This is a genomic window from Corynebacterium doosanense CAU 212 = DSM 45436, from assembly GCF_000767055.1.
In the GTDB taxonomy this organism is placed as follows: Bacteria; Actinomycetota; Actinomycetes; order Mycobacteriales; family Mycobacteriaceae; genus Corynebacterium; species Corynebacterium doosanense.
This window is the reverse complement of the sequence record NZ_CP006764.1, coordinates 2479085-2494796: the sequence shown is the minus strand read 5'-3', so window position 1 is coordinate 2494796 and position 15712 is coordinate 2479085. Positions and strand designations below refer to the sequence as shown.

The window sequence follows — 15712 nt, the reverse complement described above, 5'->3', positions numbered from 1 at the left end:
CGGAGATTCCCTTTCGAGTGTAAGCGTCGATTACTCTCGCTAGAATTCACGCCCGGGCTCGGTGATCGCCACGGGGGCACGACGAATGAGGGGGCGGGATGGTCAGCAGACGCGCGGTACTTGCCGCGGCAGCGACGTCGGTCGCCGCCGGGCTGGCTGCCTGCGCCCGCGAGCAGACCCCGCCGACGCCCACCCCGAACCCGCAGCCGACACCCACGCCCGTCCCCTCCGCCGCGGCCAGGCCGCCCCTGCCGCCGGAGACCGTTGCCGCCTCCCGGGTCCCTCAGGACCTGCGCGGAAAGATCGCCTCGCTGCTGCACGTCGGCGTGGTCAACTTCGATGACGCGCTGGCCAAGCTCAACGCCGGCGTCGGCGGTATCTTCATCACCAGCTGGGCAGATCCCGCGATTCTGACTGAGCCGTGGCGCAACATCCACGATCTCCGGGCGATCACCGGGCGTGCGTTCGGGGTCTCCATCGACTTCGAGGGCGGACGCGTGCAGCGCCATGCGCAGGTGCTGGGCAGTTATCCGTCGCCACGCGAGATGGCCCGGACGATGGACCCGGCGGGAGTGACCGCGACCGCCCTGGCCATCGGGCAGAGCCTGCGCGCGCATGGCATCAACGTGAATTTCGCGCCCGTGCTGGACATCGACTCCGCCGGGCTCGAGGTCGTCGGCGACCGCGCCTTCAGTGCCGATCCCACGCAGGCCGGCGTGTATGGCGCGGCGTTTGCCCGCGGGCTTCGCGACGCCGGCGTCGCCCCCGTGTACAAACATTTCCCCGGCCACGGACAGGCCTCCGGCGACACGCACCTCGGGGCCGCCGTGACCCCGCCGCTGGACAACGTCATCACCCACGACCTGCCGCCCTTCGCGCGGGCGCTGGCGGAGACACCCGCCGCGGTGATGATGGGCCACATGATCGTTCCCGGGCTTGGCGACGGCCAGACGCCCTCCACCCTCAATCCCGCGGCCTACGACCTGCTGCGCACGGGTTCGTACCCCGGCGGAGCGTCGCTCACCGGCCTCATCTACACCGACGATCTGTCGGGAATGAAGGCGATCACCGACCGGATCTCCCTGCCCGGGGCCGTGGCCGCCGCGCTCTCCGCAGGTGCTGACCAGGCGTTATGGTCCTCGGGCGTGGGGCTGGTCGAGGCGATCGACGCCGTGGAGCTCGCGGTCCGGGAGGGCCGGCTGCCGGTCGAGCGTCTCGACGCGGCCGCGTTCAACGTGCAACTCCAGCTCGTCTATGCAGGCTATTAAGCTGCCTCGGTTCTCTCACCTGCGCCGTGAGACGTTAACCTAGGGCGTGTGAGTCAAGCAGGCAGAACCAACCGGGCCGCGACGATCACCCTCGGGGTGATCGTCGGCCTCATTGTCATCCTCGGCGCCCTCTACGCCTGGGACTACCTGTCCACCAAGGACAACGTCCCCCGGGGCACGAGCGTGGGCGGCGTCGACATCGGCGGCATGACCCACGACGAGGCCGAGCGGACCCTGCAGTCCCAGCTCGGTGACGCCGCGACGCAGCCCGTCACCGTCACCGCCGGCGAGCGCACCAGCCAGCTCGTCCCCGCGGAATCCGGCCTGGCCATTGACTGGGCCGCCACCGTGGACCAGGCCGGCGAGGAGTCGGCCAACCCCCTCACCCGCCTGCGCGGGCTCTTCGGCACCCACGAGGTGGCAGTGGTCTCTCAGGTGGACGCGGCCGCGCTGAACCCGCAGATCGACCGGGTCGCCTCCGAGCTGCGGACCGAACCCGTCGACGGCTCGGTGTCCATCGCCGCTGGCAAGGTGGAGACGGTGGACCCCGTGCTCGGCCAGCAGGTCGACCCGCAGGTGCTGAGCGCCGAGGTCAGCGAGCACTGGCTCAACCCCGAGGGCATCGAGGTGGAGCCGCAGCCGGTCGAACCGGTGATCAACGATGACGTGATCAAGTCCGCCGTCGACGGCCCCGTCGCCGCGGCGATCGCCGGCCCACTCACGGCCAAGGGGTCCAACGATGTGCGTGCGGTGATCGAGCCGGAGCGGATCGGGGAGTTCGTCACCTTCGCCAACGTCGAGGGCCGCATCGTGCCCGAGGTCAACACCGAGATCGCCGGCGCGATCCTCGGCGAGCAGCTCTCCGCCTCGGAGACGGAGGCGGAGAACGCCCGCCTCAACCAGGACGGCTCCGTGACCCCGCACGTCGACGGCACGCTCGTCGACTGGGAGGCCACCATGGCGGACTTCCCGGCCCGCGTGCTCGGCGAGCAGCCGCGCGAGTGGGACGCCACCTACAAGCCGGACCCGGCGGAGTTCACCACCGACGAGGCCCGCTCGGCCACGTTCGACCAGGTCATCGGCGAGTTCACCACCAGCGGCTACTCCGAGAACTCCGGCCACAACATCGCCACCATCGCCGCACAGGTCAACGGGGCGATCGTCAACCCGGGTGAGACGTTCTCGCTCAACGGCTACACCGGCCCGCGCGGCCTCGCGCAGGGTTACATCGCCAGCGGCATCATCGAGAACGGCCGCTCGGCGCAGGGTGTCGGCGGCGGCGTCTCCCAGTTCACCACCACGCTGTACAACGCCAGCTACTTCGCCGGCCTCGAGGACATTGCCCATACGCCGCACAGCTACTACATCTCCCGCTACCCGGCGGGCCGCGAGGCGACGATCTGGGACGGCGGCATCGACCTGGTGTTCCGCAACACCAACAGCCACCCCATCCGGATCGAGACCAGCGTCGGCGGCGGGGACGTCACCGTGAAGATCCTCGGTGTCAAGGAGGTCAACGTCGAGTCCTCCAACGGTGGCCGCTGGGCCACCACGGAGCCGCAGGTGCAGAACCTCTCCGGCGACAACTGCATCGCGTCCTCGGGCATTCCGGGTTTCACCACCTCGGACACCCGCACGATCACGGATCTCAGCGGCAATGTCATCGACCGCCAGACCCAGACCTGGACCTACGACCCGCAGCCCATCGTGCGCTGCTCCTGACATGCATCTGTGGATCGACGCCAGCGCCGGCATCGCGGGGGACATGCTCCTCGGCGCGCTTCTCGACCTCGGCGCCGACCTTCCCCAGCCGGCCGTCGACGCGGTCATCCCCGGCTCCGTCTCGCTCTCTGTTTCTGAGACGTCGCGCCAGGGCCAGCGTGCTTCGAAGCTCTCCGTTGAGGTGCTTGTCGACGACCCCCCGCATCGCACCTGGTCCACCATTCGTCAGCTGCTTATCGACGCCCGCCTGCACCCCGATACCCGCGCGGCGGCCCTCTCGGTGTTTTCCCGGCTGGCTGACGCCGAGGGCACGGTACACGGCGTCGACCCTGAGACGATCCACTTTCACGAGGTCGGCGCACTCGACTCCATCGCCGACGTCGTCGGGGTGTGCGAGGCCCTGCGGTCGCTGGGCGTGACCTCGGTGTCCGCCTCCCCCGTTGCCCTGGGGTCCGGCCGCATCGCTGCCGCGCACGGAGACATTCCCGTGCCCGCCCCCGCGGTTGCCGAGCTTGCCGCGGGCTGGCCCGTGCTCGCCGGCGGCGAGGGCGAGCTGGCCACGCCGACCGGCATGGCCCTGCTGCGCCACTTCGCCTCTCCGGGCCCGCTGCCCGCCGGCGTCCTGGCCGGCGTCGGCGTCGGTGCCGGCACGAAGGACACCCCGGGCAGACCCAACGTCGTGCGCGCCATGCTGTTCTCTGACGCTTCCTCGGCTGAGACGTTGGTGCAGGCCGAGGCCAACATCGACGACCTCGACCCCCGCCTCTGGCCGGGCGTGCTGTCGACGCTTCTCGACGCCGGAGCCGTTGACGCCTGGCTCACGCCGATCCACATGAAGAAAGGCCGGCCCGCGATGACGGTGCACGCGCTCGTCGAGAAGCCGGGACTGGACGCGGTGAAGACCGTACTTTTCGGGCACACGACCACCTTCGGCGTGCGGCACTTCGAGGTATCCCGGGAAACGCTCGAGCGGAGGTGGGAGTCCGTGGACGTGGACGGGTGCGCGGTGCGCGTGAAGATCGGCTCCCGCGACGGCGAGGTGATGACCGCGCAGCCCGAGTTCGAGGACGTGCGCGCGGCGGCGTTGGCGCTCGGAGTGTCCGAGGCCGAGGTGCTGCGGCGCGCGCTGGTCGGATGGACGCGGTCGGATGCAGACCGATAGAGGGCCCTGTTGGTCGGATTCACTGCTGAATCCGACGGCGTCCATCCGACCGACGCCAGCCGCCCCTACGGCGCAGCGATCTGCGCCGCCAGGTGCCCGGCCCCGTAGCCGTTGTCGATGTTCACGACGCCGACCCCGGGAGCGCAGGCGTTGAGCATGGTCAGCAGGGGAGCGATCCCACCCGCGCCCGCCCCGTAGCCGACGGAGGTGGGCACGGCGACGACGGGCGCGGACACCAGGCCGGCCACCACGCCGGGGAGTGCGCCGTCCATGCCGGCGGCGACGATGATGACCCCGGCGGCGCGGAGCTGGTCCTGGACGTCGAGAATTCTCTGCAGCCCGGCGACCCCGACGTCGGCGATGAGCGAGGTATCGCGGCCCAGGTGGCGCGCGGTGTGCAGCGCCTCGCGGGCGACGGGCAGGTCGGAGGTGCCGGCACAGACCACCAGCACGGACTTGCCGGCGGGCGCAGGCGGTTCGGCGGGGTAGGCCAGTACCCGGGCGAGGGGGTCATGAAAAGCGGAGGGAAGCACGGAAAGCACGGCCGCGGCATGCGAAGCGGACGCCCGGGTGAACAGCGTCGCGTCCCCGGTCTCCGCGAAACGCTGAGCGATCGCCGCGACCTGATCCGGGGTCTTGCCCTCGCAGAAGACGGCCTCGGGGTAGCCGCGGCGCTGGGCCCGGTCGGTGTCCAGGCGGGCGAAGTCGCCGACGTTCTCGCTCACAGGGAGCCGCGGGCGTTGAGGATCGACAGAGTCATGGCGCCCGACTGTATGCCCTTGAGGTCGATGGCCGCGTAGGTGAAGCCCGCGCGCAGGGCGGCGGCCTGGATCTCGTCGGCGTGTTCGAGTGCCAGCGGCATCTCGGCGCGCGGGAGTTCGAGGCGGGCGATGGATCCGTGGTGGCGCACCCGGGAGTCGGAGAAGCCGAGCTCGTAGAGGGCCAGCTCCAGGGCCTCGATCTGCGCGAGTTTCTCCGGGGTGACCTCCTGGCCGTGCGGGATGCGCGAGGCGAGACACGGTGAGGCGGGTTTGTCCGCCACGGGCAACTCCAGGAATCGCGCGACCTCGCGGACCTGGTCCTTTGTCAGCCCGGCGGAGGCGAGCGGGCGCAGCACGGAGTGCTCGGTGGCGGCGACCGCGCCGGGGCGGTCGACCCGCAACGCATCGTCGGCGTTCTCCCCGTAGGCCACCGCGTCCACACCGAGGTCGGAGGAGTCGATGACCGTGAACATCTCGTCCTTGCAGTAGTAGCAGCGGTCGACGTCGTTGGCCCGGTAGCCGGGAATGGACTGCTCGTCGGTCTCCAGCTCCACCACGGAAACGCCCAGACCACGCGCGACCGACAAGGCGGCGGCGCGCTCCCGCGCGGCCAGGGACGCGGACACGGCCATGACCCCGACCACGCGCGAAGGCCCGAGAACACGCACGGCAATGGCCAACAGCGTGGCGGAGTCGACCCCGCCGGAGTAGGCGACGGCGAGGCGGCCGGAGGCCGGGAGGTGGTGGGAGACGGCGTCGATAAGCTCTTCGGGCGTCACGGGCGCTCGGACTCGAGGCGATGGAGGATCTCGCCGGCGTGCTCGACCACGAGGGTGTCCGGGTCCTGCGACAGCGCGGCAAAGTCGAGCGAATCGGGGTCGGTGTAGCCCAGGTTGTAGGCCTCGCAGACCTCGCGCGGCACGCGAGTGGCCAGCGTGATGTTGATGCGCAGCTCCTCCGTGTCCGTCGCCGGGTCGTAGGTGCCCAGGCCCCGCACGTGCGTGGAGTGCGCGATCTCGCCCCAGGGGTGGTACTTGAAGCGCTCCCACTGCTTGGTGAAGTAGTCGATGCAGTGATAGCCGATCTCCGCGATCCCGGGGTGCATCTCGGAGATCTCCGTGATGTGCGGCGCGTAGACGATGATCTCGCCTCCATCCGCGCACACCGGCTCCATCTTGTACACGCCCTTCGCGCCGGTCCAGAGGTCCTCGTACATCTCCGGGACCTTGGACACGATGCGCCGGTAGGGCTTCTCGACGTACTTTATATGCGTCCGCGCAGCCACCCGCGCGTTCGCCGCCCACGCTGACTGCGTGTCGCCGAACGCCACGGAATGCAGGCCCCGATCGCCGGTGGCCACGTAGGTAATGGCCAGCTTCTCGCCCGCGATCATCTCGGAGGCGGTGTCGATGAGCTGACGCACCGGCGTGATCCCGGACGTGCCGATGATGCGCGAGGCCGTGATCAGCGCGCCGACCCAGTGGGAGATGTCGATGACGTCGTGCACCGAGCAGCCCGGGAAGAAATACTTGTTGCCGCCCGAGAAACCGACGACCTCGTGCGGGAACACGGGCCCGATGACGAGGTTGACGTCCGCGTCGGCGACCAGCGAGTTGATCTGCACGTCCATCGCCCGATCCGAGAGCAACCCCTGCGTGAGCCGGCTGATCTCCTCCGCCGGCACGGTGCCCAGGGTGGTGATCGCCGCCGGGTTCTTCCAGTCGTGGTTGACGATCCGCGCCCTGGGGAACCTCTCGGCCGGGCCCCCGACGAGTCTCTCGATCGCCTCCGTCGACATATCCGCGTGTGTGCCCAGCGCGATGAGGATGGTGATCTCCCCAGCCCGCTCGGCGATCGCGTCGTACGCCGCCTGGATCATCAGCGCGTGCGGGCCGGAACGGGTGCCGTCCGGGATGACGATGCACGCGGTTTTGCCGTCGAAGTCATGGCCCGCAAGCTGCTCGGCGATGAACGCGCGCGCCTGCTCGTCGGTAAGAGTTTCCTCGGCAGATCCGACGATGGCCGCGCGCTCGGCGAGCCCCTCGGGAACGGGGCGGGTCAGATCTTCTTTGCTCATGGCAACTAGTTTCGCGCTTATCGACGGCCTTTTCAAGGCCGCCTGTTTCGTGCCGCGCCCCCGCCTGCGAAAGACGGGCGCTCTCGTGGCTTATCTTTCGTCCGGGACCCGCAGCTGAAACTCCACGGCTTCGCTCTCGCTGCCGTTGGCGGTCAGCGACACCGCCTGCGTCCCGGGGTAGTAGACCCGCGTGGTCACCTCCCGGAAGACGTGGCGTTTGCGCACTTTCGCGGTCTGCCCGGGCGCCACGGTGACCTTGGTGAGCTTGAACGTGGTGGGCCGGCGCTCGCCGTTCTTCTTCAGAAAGTGCATGCGGTAATCCACGATGACGGTGCGCGTCATGTCGCTGGCGTTGTGCACCTCGGCCTCGATGACCGCGTGCTCGCCGAGAGTTATATCGCGAGGCGTCATACAGACATTTCCCATGGCCACGTGCTCGGAAGCGCCCGCACCGAGCAGCTCCAGCGCGTTCGGTTCGCCGCGTTTGATGAGGGTCCGCAGCCCCTTGGTCACGATCCACTCCGTCTCCGGCACCGGACTGCGCTCCAGCCACTCGCGGGCCGTCTCCACCGCCAGCTGGGGATGGTCCTTGGACACGTCGTTGAGGTTGTTGGCCACCGACGTGCGCACATATTTGGAGGGGTCGGCGATGAGTGGGGAAAGGGCGTCGATAAGCGGCGCGGGATCGTGCTTGAACGGGGCGTAGTGCGCGGCCCACGGCAGGCGCGGGCGGATGCCCTCGGAGGCGAGGCGGCGCAGGTGCTCGTCGGGGGAGCGACGCCACTCGAGGACCGCGGCCATGGTGGGCTCGGGGTGCTCGCGCAGGAAGGGCCGGATGGCGAACTCGCCGGTGTAGTGCGGGGTGAGGCGTGCGATCGCCGCCAGTGAGGCCTCCGGGTGATCCAGGCCGAACTCCTCGATGAAGCGAGCGACCGGAGCCAGGGCCCAGGCTTCGACGTCGGGGACGGGGCTGGTCAGTCCGTTGAGGGCCTCGACGTAGTCCTCGGGGAGTCGCTCGCGCAGACAGGTGGCGATGAACAAGATGCGGTCCTTCATCTCCAGGTCGGGCACGCGCTGGGCGACGTCTGCGGAGAAGTCCGCGAGGTCGAGAGCCTGGGAGAGGATGCGCGCGCAGTCGGCGCCGTAGAGGTCTTTGAAGGCCATGGTCAGTAGATATACACCGCCGCATTCTGCCCACCGGCACAACGGATGAGGCGGCTATCCACCTGCGTGCAGCTGAGGAGGTAATCCTGCTCGGTCACCGGGCTGGTGACGGAGATCTGGCCGGGCAGGTGGGCGCGCAGGTTGTCGTCGGTGGCGTTGAGGCCGTCGGTAAGCACGCCGTAAACCGCGTTGACGAATTCGCAGCTGGTGTCGGTGTTTGCTGCCCAGACGTTGGTGCCGAACCCGTCGCCCATGATGCACACCGTGGCGGGCTCACCGGCGATGGTCACCGCGGTGCCGACGGGTTCGACGGGAAGGCTGCCGGATGCAGGCTGCGTGGCGGTGTCGGCCGGGGCAGAGCTCGCGGGCGCGGGGGCCGGTGCGGCGGTGGTCGTCACGGTGCTGGGGGCGGCTGTCGTGCTGGTCACGGTCGGGGCGGCCAGAGAAGTGGCGGTGGCAACGGTGGAGGAAGCCGGCGCGGAGGAGGTCTGCGAGTCCGAGCACGCGGTGAGGGCGGCGGTGCAGGCGAGGGAGGCAAGGACGGGGACGATCTTCATGGGGTCTTCTCCTGTCATGCGGGATCCTGGAAAGGAGCGGCCGCGCAGAAGAAAAGTGCGGCCGACTCTCCCTACAGGAAGTATCGGCCGCACAAGGAAAAATGTCACGAAGTGGAGCCGGCGACGAGAATCGAACTCGCACTCTCAGCTTGGGAAGCTGATGTTCTACCACTAAACTACGCCGGCATTCGCGCAGCATTACCTGCACAAACAACACCCTAGCACCGCTGAAGCCCGCGAGAAAAACCCCCTGACGTAAGCTGGCTGCCGTGTTACTTTCCGACCGCGACATCCGCACAGCCATCTCCGACGGCGACCTCGGCATCGAACCTTTCGACGCCGACCTGGTCCAGCCGTCGAGCGTCGACGTCCGCCTGGACCGCTACTTCCGGGTGTTCAACAACTCCCGCTACACGCACATCGACCCGAAGCTCGAGATGGAGGAGCTGACCACGCTGGTCGAGGTCGAAGAGGGCGGCAACTTCGTCCTCCATCCGGGCGAGTTCGTGCTCGCCTCCACGCTGGAGAAGTTCACCCTGCCCGCGCATCTCGCGGGCCGCTTGGAGGGCAAGTCCTCACTGGGTCGCCTGGGCCTGCTCACGCACTCCACGGCGGGATTCATCGACCCGGGTTTCTCGGGTTACATCACCCTCGAGCTGTCCAACGTGGCCAATCTGCCCATCACCCTGTGGCCGGAGATGAAGGTGGGTCAGCTGGCGTTGTTCGGCATGTCCTCGCCAGCGGAAACGCCCTACGGCACGGGCAAGCTCGGCTCGAAGTACCAGGGCCAGCGCGGCCCGACCCCGTCCAAGGCGTACCTCAACTTCCGATGACCGTCCTAACCGTCTTCGACCCCGCCCTGGTTCCGCACGGCGACATCGCCGACTTCCTCCACTGGTACGACCTCACCACGGAGTGGGTGGAGGACCGCGACTACACCTCCACCGACGGCACCTCCGCGCCGCTGCTGCCGTGGCTCTCGCAGCTCAGCACCGAGTTCCCGCCGCGTATCGACGGCGCCTCCGGCACCACGCGTTACATCATCGGCTCCAGCTGCGTCTACGCCCGCTTCGCCGACGCCATCTCCGCGGCCGCAGAAGAACGCTCCCGCGACCTGGCCCGGGCGAACGGCCTGGGCCTCTACGTCGCCGGCTCCGGCGAGGTGACGCTGCCGAGCGGCGAGCTGCTCACCTAGCCGGTGACGCCCTCGTAGATCATCCACACCGCCACGCAGAGGAACACCACGCCGGCGACGATGTCGATGTAGGGCGCGGCCCGGCCGAGGAAGCGGCTCGCGGCGTTGACCCCGAGGGCCATGGCGGTGAAGACGACGATGGCGAGGGCAACGAGCGTCGCAAAGATGGCGAAAGCCCAGCCCGCGCCCATGCCGGGGCGGATGAACTGAGCGAAGATCGCGCCGAAGAACAGCACGGCCTTGGGGTTGGACAGGTTGGTCCACAGGCCGATGCGAAACGCCTGCCCTGCGGAGACGTCCACGCCGGGGGCGTGGGTCACCACGGAGCCGCGCTGCCGGAGGCCCGAGCGGATGGACTGCACACCCATGTAGACGAGGTAGCAGCCGCCGACGATCTGGAGCACCCGCAATACGGCGGGATAGGCGTTGACCAGCGCGGACAGTCCCAGCAGCGATGCGGCGATCCAGATCGCGATGGCCGTCGAGATGCCCAGCGCGCACAGCACGCCGGCGCGCCTGGACTTCATGCTCAGCCGCAGGATCTGCACCGTGTCAGGCCCGGGGGCGATGATGGTGGGGATCCAGATGGCGAGGAGACTCGCGAAGGCAGCGGCGGACATTGGTCCGACTTTAGCGCAGGTGGCTCACCACGAACACCAGTTCCTGCTGCCTCGGCCTGGCCAGGCGCCCGGAGCGACCGGGCGGCCACTTCTCCAGCGCGTCGGCGCAGGCCTCGGGCACCGTCGCGCCCCGCTCCAATGCATCGCTTATCGACGGCAGCATCCCCGCCACCGCCCTGGTCTGCGAGTCGTGGACCAGCTGATCCAGGGCCGACAGGTCGAGGTGGCCATGGCCGATACGGATGGTGTGGCGGCCCTTGGCCTGCGGGGGCTTGCGGCCGGCGACGTCGATACGCAGCTTTCGCGCATCGGGCCGGTCGAAGCCGCGCAGCGGGGGAGCGGGCTCGGCAAGCTCGCGGGCGCGGGCGGTCGCGTCGACGGGCAGGTAGGCGTCCATGAGGATGACGGTGTCGGCGACGTCGAGAAACGCCGAGGTGCCGCCGGTGACCACGACGGTGGACACTCCCAACGATTGCTTCAGCCCGGCAATGCGGTGCAGCAGCGGGGTGATGGGCTCGCGGTCGTCGGGGACGAGTTGGCGCATGCGCTCGTCGCGGATCATGAAGTTGGTGGCCGAGGTGTCCTCGTCGATGAGCAGGCAGGAGCTGTCGGCCTCCAGGGCCTCGACGAGCCAGGCGGCCTGGGAGGTCGAACCGGAGGCGTTGGGGGTGGAGAACGCCGTGGTCGATGCGCCGGAGGGCAGGTCGTTGATGAACGCGGAGATGTCCACGCTGTTGACCGCGCGCCCGTCCTCGGCCCGCAGCGAGACGGCGTCGGCCACGCTGACGGCGAACTCGCGACCGTCGCCGGCAACGTGGTCGTAGACGCCGAACTGCAGCGCGCGCAGCAGGGTCGACTTGCCGTGGAAACCACCACCGGCGATGACGGTGATGCCCTCGGGCACGCCCATGCCGGTGACCACCCGGCCGCTGTCCAGCGTGAACGTGTGGCGCAGGGAGTCGGGGGACTGGAAACGCACGGCATCGAGGAGCGGCTCGTCGCTGTCACCCGAGCGGCGCGGCAGGATGGAGCCGTCGGCGACAAACGCCACCAGGCCGGCACCGGGGATCTGATCGCGGAGGGACTGCTGGTCCACCTTCAGGCGGGCCGCATCATGCAGTTCGGCGGGGTCGACGTCGAGCGCCCGGCCAATGGCGTCGGGCAGGGCCTGCGTGAGCAGGTCCGCGGCCGCGCGGCCCTTGATGCGTCGACCCTGGGCGGGCAGCGCCGCCTCCATGCGGATCTCCACCTCGTCCCGGTCGAAAGCGACCGAGGTTCGCTCGAGAATCTGCTGGCCAGGGGCGTCGATAAGCAAATCCCGCGGGAGGCGCGATGCTATTCGGCGGGTGAGCACGTCCGCCGCCGCGACGTCCGAGGCGGTGCGGAGGTCGAAGGGCGCGGTGACGCGGATCTGCGACGGCGGCGCGTAGGGGTCCGACTGGACGCGGTCGATGTGCAGCGTCAGCGGGCCGAGATCGTGGCTGCCCTTGAGGGATTTGTAGGCGCCGTAGCTCTTGCCGTCGAGGGAGTTCAGTCGGTTGCGCAGTGACATGCGCTCCAGTGTGGGGGCTGGCGGGGTGATCAGGCAATCCTGCGGTCTGACCTAGTGAAGAGTGAGAAACCAGGAGTGAGAAAGGAAGCGTCCTTTTGCACAGTAGCCCGTGTTGATTGCAAAAGGCCGGGCCCTTTCTCACTGTTGCTTTTCCGAAAAGACCTACTGCTTATAGGAAACCAGGAAGTTGCCCAGCCGCTGGATGGCGTTCTCCAGCTGCGACGCCCACGGGAGGGTGACCACACGGAAGTGCTGCTTGTCCGGCATGTTGAACCCGGTGCCCTGGACCATGAGGATCTTCTCGGCGCGCAGCAGGTCGAGCATGAGCTGGGCGTCGTCGTGGATGTCGTAGACGTTGGGGTCCAACTTGGGGAAGGCGTAGAGCGCGCCCATCGGCTTGACCACGGAGACACCGGGGATCGCGGACAGGCCCTCGTAGGCGATGTTGCGCTGCTCCAGCAGTCGCCCGCCTCGGCCGGTGAGTCCGTAGATGGACTGTCGGCCACCGAGCGCCACCTGGATGGCGTGCTGCCCGGGCACGTTGGAGCACAGGCGGGTGCCGGAGAGCAGCTCCAGGCCCTCGATGAAACCCTTGGCCTGGTGCTTCGGCCCGGTGACGATGAGCCAGCCCGCGCGGTAGCCGGCCACGCGGTAGGCCTTGGACAGGCCGTTGAAGGTCAGGGTCAGCACGTCGGGGGCGACCTCGGCCATGGAGATGTGCTGCGCGCCGTCGTAGAGAATCCGGTCGTAGATCTCGTCCGCGAGGATCATCAGGCCGTGCTCGCGGGCGACGTCGGCGATGCCCTCGAGAGTTTCGCGGCTGTACACGGCACCGGTGGGGTTGTTGGGGTTGATCACCACGATGGCCCTGGTCCGCGGGGTGATCTTCGAGCGGATGTCCTCGATGGACGGGTTCCAGCCGTCCTCCTCGTCGCAGAGGTAGTGCACCGGCGTGCCGCCGGACAGCGTCGCCGAGGCGGTCCACAGCGGGTAGTCCGGGGCGGGGATGAGGATCTCGTCGCCGTCGTTGAGCAGCGCCTGCGTGGTCATGGAGATGAGCTCGGAGACGCCGTTGCCCAGGTAGACGTCGCTGACGTCGAAGTCGGGGAAGTCCTCGATCATCTCGTAGCGCGTGACCACCGCGCGGCGTGCGGGGAGGATGCCCTTCGAGGTGGAGTAGCCCTGGGACGTGGGCAGGTTGGCGATCATGTCGCGCATGATCACGTCGGGAGCGTCGAAGCCGAAGATCGCCGGGTTGCCCGTGTTGAGCTTGAGAATCAGGTGGCCGTCGGCCTCCATCTTCTCGGCCTCCTCGGCGAGCGGCCCGCGGATGTCGTAGAAGACATTCTTCAGTTTGTTCGACTGGTCGAAGACCGGCGCTTTTCGACGCCCGCCTGCCCGCTGCTTCTGCTCGCCGGGCGTCCCGGGATTCTCCTGCTCACTCATGCTTACCTAGCATGCCACGTGGGGGCGGCTATTTCTTAAAGCGGTCTATCGATTTCTTCGCCAACCCCATGGCCTCGTTAGTCAGCTCACCCGTCAGCTCCCGGCGCCGGGCCCGGATCTCCGCCTGCCGGGCCTCCTCCTGCGCGCGACGCTCGGCGTTGAGCTGCGCGTTGGCGATCTGGATCTCGCGCATGCGCTCGCGTTCGATCTGGCGCGGGGAAGGCTGGTGCCAGGACGTCGGGCCGACCTTCATTACGTAGAGCAGGATGAACACCGTCGGAATGAGAAAGACCAACAGTCCGCCCAACCCGCCGACAGCAGAGACGAGGATCGGCGTGGCGACTATGGTGCCCACCGTCGTCAGGCCCATCACACCGGCCCGCGTGCGTCTCGACGACCGCCGCGCCGCCTGCACCTCCGCCACCGAGTACACCGGCCGGTGATCCAGCGCGGTGGACTGCGGGTTCTGCGGGAGATCCGCGAAGACGACCTGGAGGTCGGCGAGGGACTGCGCCTCGGTGATGTCCTTGCAGCGGCAGTCGTACTCGTCCATGGTCAGGCGCCCCTCCGCGAAGGCGCGTCCCAACGAGCTCATGGCGCCGTGGCGCTCCTCGTCGCTGAGGCGGACGTTCGGGTTGTGGAAGGCATAGGGACTGCTCATGATTTCCGATTCTAGGTCGCCGTCGGGCCGCGGTGCATCGGGGAAAGCCCCCATCTTCGACGTTGGTCTTGAGCACGCCTTCTGAGAGCTCGGGGTCTTGTCAAGACCGGAGTGAGGCCTAAACAGGCCGCGTTGGTCTTGAGAGCGGGCTCCTGAGACCGCGCGCTTTCAGAAGGCGTTCTCAAGACCAACGCGCGGGCCGGCCTGGCCGTTGCTATGCATCGCCTGTCCATCCGACCAATACAGTGGCCGGCATGGAACACAAGATCTTCACCATGCCCGTCGCCGAGGTGTACCCGCACTACGTCACCAAACTCGCGCGCAAGGGCCGCACCGAGGAGGAGCTGCGCGAGGTCATGCGCTGGCTCACCGGCTACACCGATGCGGAGATCGACGAAGCTCTCGCGGACAGGACCGACTTCCGCAACTTCTTCGCCGGGGCACAGCTCAACGACGCCGCCGACCAGATCACCGGCGTGATCTGCGGCGTGCGCGTCGAGGAGGTGGAGGACCCGCTGATGCGGCAGATCCGGATGATGGACAAACTCGTGGACGAGTTGGCCAAGGGCAAGAAGATGGAGAAGGTGCTCAGGGGCTAACGCGAGGAGCCGGAGAACAGCGACGCCGCGCTCGACTCACCGTAGGGGTAGTTGCCGAAGGGGCCCTTGAGGATGATCTCGCCGACTTCGAGTTCCACGACGGTGGTGGTCTCGCGCCCCGCGCCGTCGGTGGCGATCACGGGCACGAGGTAGGTGGCGTAGGATTCTCCGGCGCCGGGGGTGGCGACCACGGTGCCGTCGGCACGCACCGACACAAAACCGGGCACGCTCCAGCCGCGCTGCGCATCCGGCTGGCCGAGCCGGAAGGTGTACCCGGCCGGAACGCCGGCGAGCTCATCCCCGGTGGCCCGGCTCCAGATCTCGGGGCGCAGGCTGAAGGAGTACCCGGGTTTGGCGGTCAGCCCGCGGTAGTAGACGGCGTCCATACGCGGGTTGGTGACGTCACCCAGGCCCTCGCGCACGTATTCGAAACGCACGAGCTGGTACTCCGACGTGCCCAGGGAGGGGTTGTGGATGACGATTCCGGCCTCGTGGATCCCCGGGACATGGTCGAACGCGGGGGAGAAGATGAGCGAGCCGTCGGCCCCGGCGCTGGTGGTGTCGGAATAGAAGTCGCCGACCCAGCCGTCCTCGTCGCGCCAGGTCGTCGAGAAGCTGTATCCGGCCGCCGCAGGGTCCGTGACGGGTGTGCCGTCCGGGGCGGTGAAGGCGGTGGGGGAGACCACGGTCTCTTGACCAGCCACGACGACGGGCAGGTTGGGGTAGGTCAGCTCGGCGTAGCAGCTCGGCGCGTTCTGGTCCCCGGTGACGGGGTGCTGGCCGCGCGTGCCCACCAGGGCCTCGGCGGGAGTGATGGCCAGGCCCAGGGCGAGGGTGGCGATGAGTGCGGCGGTGCTCCAGCGGCGGGCGCGGTTCATGGCGATCGTCCTTAGGTAGGGGAATGTATCCACATCCTAAGGCCCGCACG

16 protein-coding genes and 1 tRNA gene are annotated in these 15712 nt (G+C 68.5%); 6 read left to right on the top strand and 11 right to left on the bottom strand.

All coding sequences use genetic code 11. The features are described from left to right. Window positions 1-98 precede the first annotated feature (98 nt). The 3 genes from CDOO_RS12200 to larC all read left to right on the top strand — a co-directional run bounded on the left by CDOO_RS12200 (window position 99) and on the right by larC (window position 4152). The gene (locus CDOO_RS12200; RefSeq protein ID WP_018022078.1) at window positions 99-1268 is read left to right on the top strand and encodes a glycoside hydrolase family 3 N-terminal domain-containing protein; all 1170 of its coding nucleotides are present in this window, start codon (window positions 99-101) and stop codon (window positions 1266-1268) included. Window positions 1269-1364: 96 nt separating this feature from the next. Next, on the top strand, window positions 1365-2990 hold the full coding sequence (locus CDOO_RS12195) for a VanW family protein (RefSeq protein ID WP_018022079.1): 1626 nt from the start codon (window positions 1365-1367) through the stop codon (window positions 2988-2990). Between the two features lies 1 nt (window position 2991). Next, window positions 2992-4152, top strand: a complete 1161-nt coding sequence (gene larC, locus CDOO_RS12190) for a nickel pincer cofactor biosynthesis protein LarC (RefSeq protein WP_018022080.1) — start codon at window positions 2992-2994, stop codon at window positions 4150-4152. A gap of 65 nt (window positions 4153-4217) precedes the next feature. Here larC and larB read toward each other — a convergent pair whose 3' ends face one another. From larB to CDOO_RS12160, 6 genes are all read right to left on the bottom strand, one after another. Continuing rightward, window positions 4218-4877, bottom strand: coding sequence for a nickel pincer cofactor biosynthesis protein LarB (larB, locus tag CDOO_RS14040; protein ID WP_018022081.1), 660 nt, complete (start codon window positions 4875-4877; stop codon window positions 4218-4220). Beyond that, on the bottom strand, window positions 4874-5692 hold the full coding sequence (gene larE / locus CDOO_RS14035; protein ID WP_018022082.1) for an ATP-dependent sacrificial sulfur transferase LarE: 819 nt from the start codon (window positions 5690-5692) through the stop codon (window positions 4874-4876). Before larE ends, larB begins: the two co-directional genes overlap by 4 nt. Continuing rightward, a complete protein-coding gene (locus tag CDOO_RS12175; RefSeq protein ID WP_018022083.1) occupies window positions 5689-6990 on the bottom strand; it encodes a lactate racemase domain-containing protein in 1302 nt (433 codons plus the stop codon). The genes larE and CDOO_RS12175 overlap by 4 nt, the downstream gene beginning before the upstream one ends. Before the next feature lie 90 nt (window positions 6991-7080). Further along, window positions 7081-8154, bottom strand: a complete 1074-nt coding sequence (locus CDOO_RS12170) for a DNA alkylation repair protein (RefSeq protein WP_018022084.1) — start codon at window positions 8152-8154, stop codon at window positions 7081-7083. A gap of 2 nt (window positions 8155-8156) precedes the next feature. Next, complete coding sequence (locus CDOO_RS14420; protein ID WP_245616224.1) at window positions 8157-8729, bottom strand: hypothetical protein; 573 nt, start codon at window positions 8727-8729, stop codon at window positions 8157-8159. 94 nt (window positions 8730-8823) lie between these two features. Beyond that, a tRNA-Gly gene (locus tag CDOO_RS12160) sits at window positions 8824-8897 on the bottom strand. A gap of 83 nt (window positions 8898-8980) precedes the next feature. On the opposite strand from CDOO_RS12160, the gene dcd reads away from it, so the two are divergent. After that, a complete protein-coding gene (gene dcd / locus CDOO_RS12155; RefSeq protein ID WP_018022086.1) occupies window positions 8981-9544 on the top strand; it encodes a dCTP deaminase in 564 nt (187 codons plus the stop codon). After that, on the top strand, window positions 9541-9906 hold the full coding sequence (locus CDOO_RS12150) for a hypothetical protein (RefSeq protein ID WP_018022087.1): 366 nt from the start codon (window positions 9541-9543) through the stop codon (window positions 9904-9906). The genes dcd and CDOO_RS12150 overlap by 4 nt, the downstream gene beginning before the upstream one ends. On the opposite strand, the gene CDOO_RS12145 is transcribed toward CDOO_RS12150, so the two are convergent. From CDOO_RS12145 to CDOO_RS12130, 4 genes are all read right to left on the bottom strand, one after another. Next, window positions 9903-10526, bottom strand: coding sequence for a LysE family translocator (locus tag CDOO_RS12145; protein WP_018022088.1), 624 nt, complete (start codon window positions 10524-10526; stop codon window positions 9903-9905). The genes CDOO_RS12150 and CDOO_RS12145 overlap by 4 nt on opposite strands. Before the next feature lie 10 nt (window positions 10527-10536). Further along, entirely contained in the window at window positions 10537-12078 is a 1542-nt protein-coding gene (locus CDOO_RS12140) for an ABC-ATPase domain-containing protein (RefSeq protein WP_018022089.1), read from the bottom strand. A gap of 162 nt (window positions 12079-12240) precedes the next feature. Then, window positions 12241-13524 carry a pyridoxal phosphate-dependent aminotransferase gene (locus CDOO_RS12135; RefSeq protein WP_018022090.1) on the bottom strand — a complete coding sequence of 428 codons (1284 nt, stop codon included), beginning with the start codon at window positions 13522-13524 and terminating at the stop codon, window positions 12241-12243. 28 nt (window positions 13525-13552) lie between these two features. Next, a complete protein-coding gene (locus CDOO_RS12130; protein WP_038573444.1) occupies window positions 13553-14185 on the bottom strand; it encodes a DUF1707 SHOCT-like domain-containing protein in 633 nt (210 codons plus the stop codon). 254 nt (window positions 14186-14439) lie between these two features. On the opposite strand from CDOO_RS12130, the gene CDOO_RS12125 reads away from it, so the two are divergent. Next, on the top strand, window positions 14440-14784 hold the full coding sequence (locus CDOO_RS12125) for a DUF2200 domain-containing protein (protein WP_018022092.1): 345 nt from the start codon (window positions 14440-14442) through the stop codon (window positions 14782-14784). Here CDOO_RS12125 and CDOO_RS12120 read toward each other — a convergent pair. Then, the gene (locus CDOO_RS12120; protein WP_018022093.1) at window positions 14781-15662 is read right to left on the bottom strand and encodes a hypothetical protein; all 882 of its coding nucleotides are present in this window, start codon (window positions 15660-15662) and stop codon (window positions 14781-14783) included. The two genes, CDOO_RS12125 and CDOO_RS12120, sit on opposite strands and share 4 nt — an antisense overlap. Window positions 15663-15712 lie beyond the last annotated feature (50 nt).

Excerpts from the sequence above, each read along its gene's own strand:
- CDOO_RS12150 (WP_018022087.1), top strand. The coding sequence starts at position 9,541 with ATGACCGTCCTAACCGTCTTCGACCCCGCCCTGGTTCCGCACGGCGAC.
- CDOO_RS12120 (WP_018022093.1), bottom strand. The coding sequence starts at position 15,662 with ATGAACCGCGCCCGCCGCTGGAGCACCGCCGCACTCATCGCCACCCTC.
- CDOO_RS14420 (WP_245616224.1), bottom strand. The coding sequence starts at position 8,729 with ATGACAGGAGAAGACCCCATGAAGATCGTCCCCGTCCTTGCCTCCCTC.
- CDOO_RS12140 (WP_018022089.1), bottom strand. The coding sequence starts at position 12,078 with ATGTCACTGCGCAACCGACTGAACTCCCTCGACGGCAAGAGCTACGGC.
- CDOO_RS12200 (WP_018022078.1), top strand. The coding sequence starts at position 99 with ATGGTCAGCAGACGCGCGGTACTTGCCGCGGCAGCGACGTCGGTCGCC.
- CDOO_RS12130 (WP_038573444.1), bottom strand. The coding sequence starts at position 14,185 with ATGAGCAGTCCCTATGCCTTCCACAACCCGAACGTCCGCCTCAGCGAC.
- larC (WP_018022080.1), top strand. The coding sequence starts at position 2,992 with ATGCATCTGTGGATCGACGCCAGCGCCGGCATCGCGGGGGACATGCTC.
- CDOO_RS12145 (WP_018022088.1), bottom strand. The coding sequence starts at position 10,526 with ATGTCCGCCGCTGCCTTCGCGAGTCTCCTCGCCATCTGGATCCCCACC.
- CDOO_RS12170 (WP_018022084.1), bottom strand. The coding sequence starts at position 8,154 with ATGGCCTTCAAAGACCTCTACGGCGCCGACTGCGCGCGCATCCTCTCC.
- CDOO_RS12135 (WP_018022090.1), bottom strand. The coding sequence starts at position 13,524 with ATGAGTGAGCAGGAGAATCCCGGGACGCCCGGCGAGCAGAAGCAGCGG.
- CDOO_RS12175 (WP_018022083.1), bottom strand. The coding sequence starts at position 6,990 with ATGAGCAAAGAAGATCTGACCCGCCCCGTTCCCGAGGGGCTCGCCGAG.
- CDOO_RS12125 (WP_018022092.1), top strand. The coding sequence starts at position 14,440 with ATGGAACACAAGATCTTCACCATGCCCGTCGCCGAGGTGTACCCGCAC.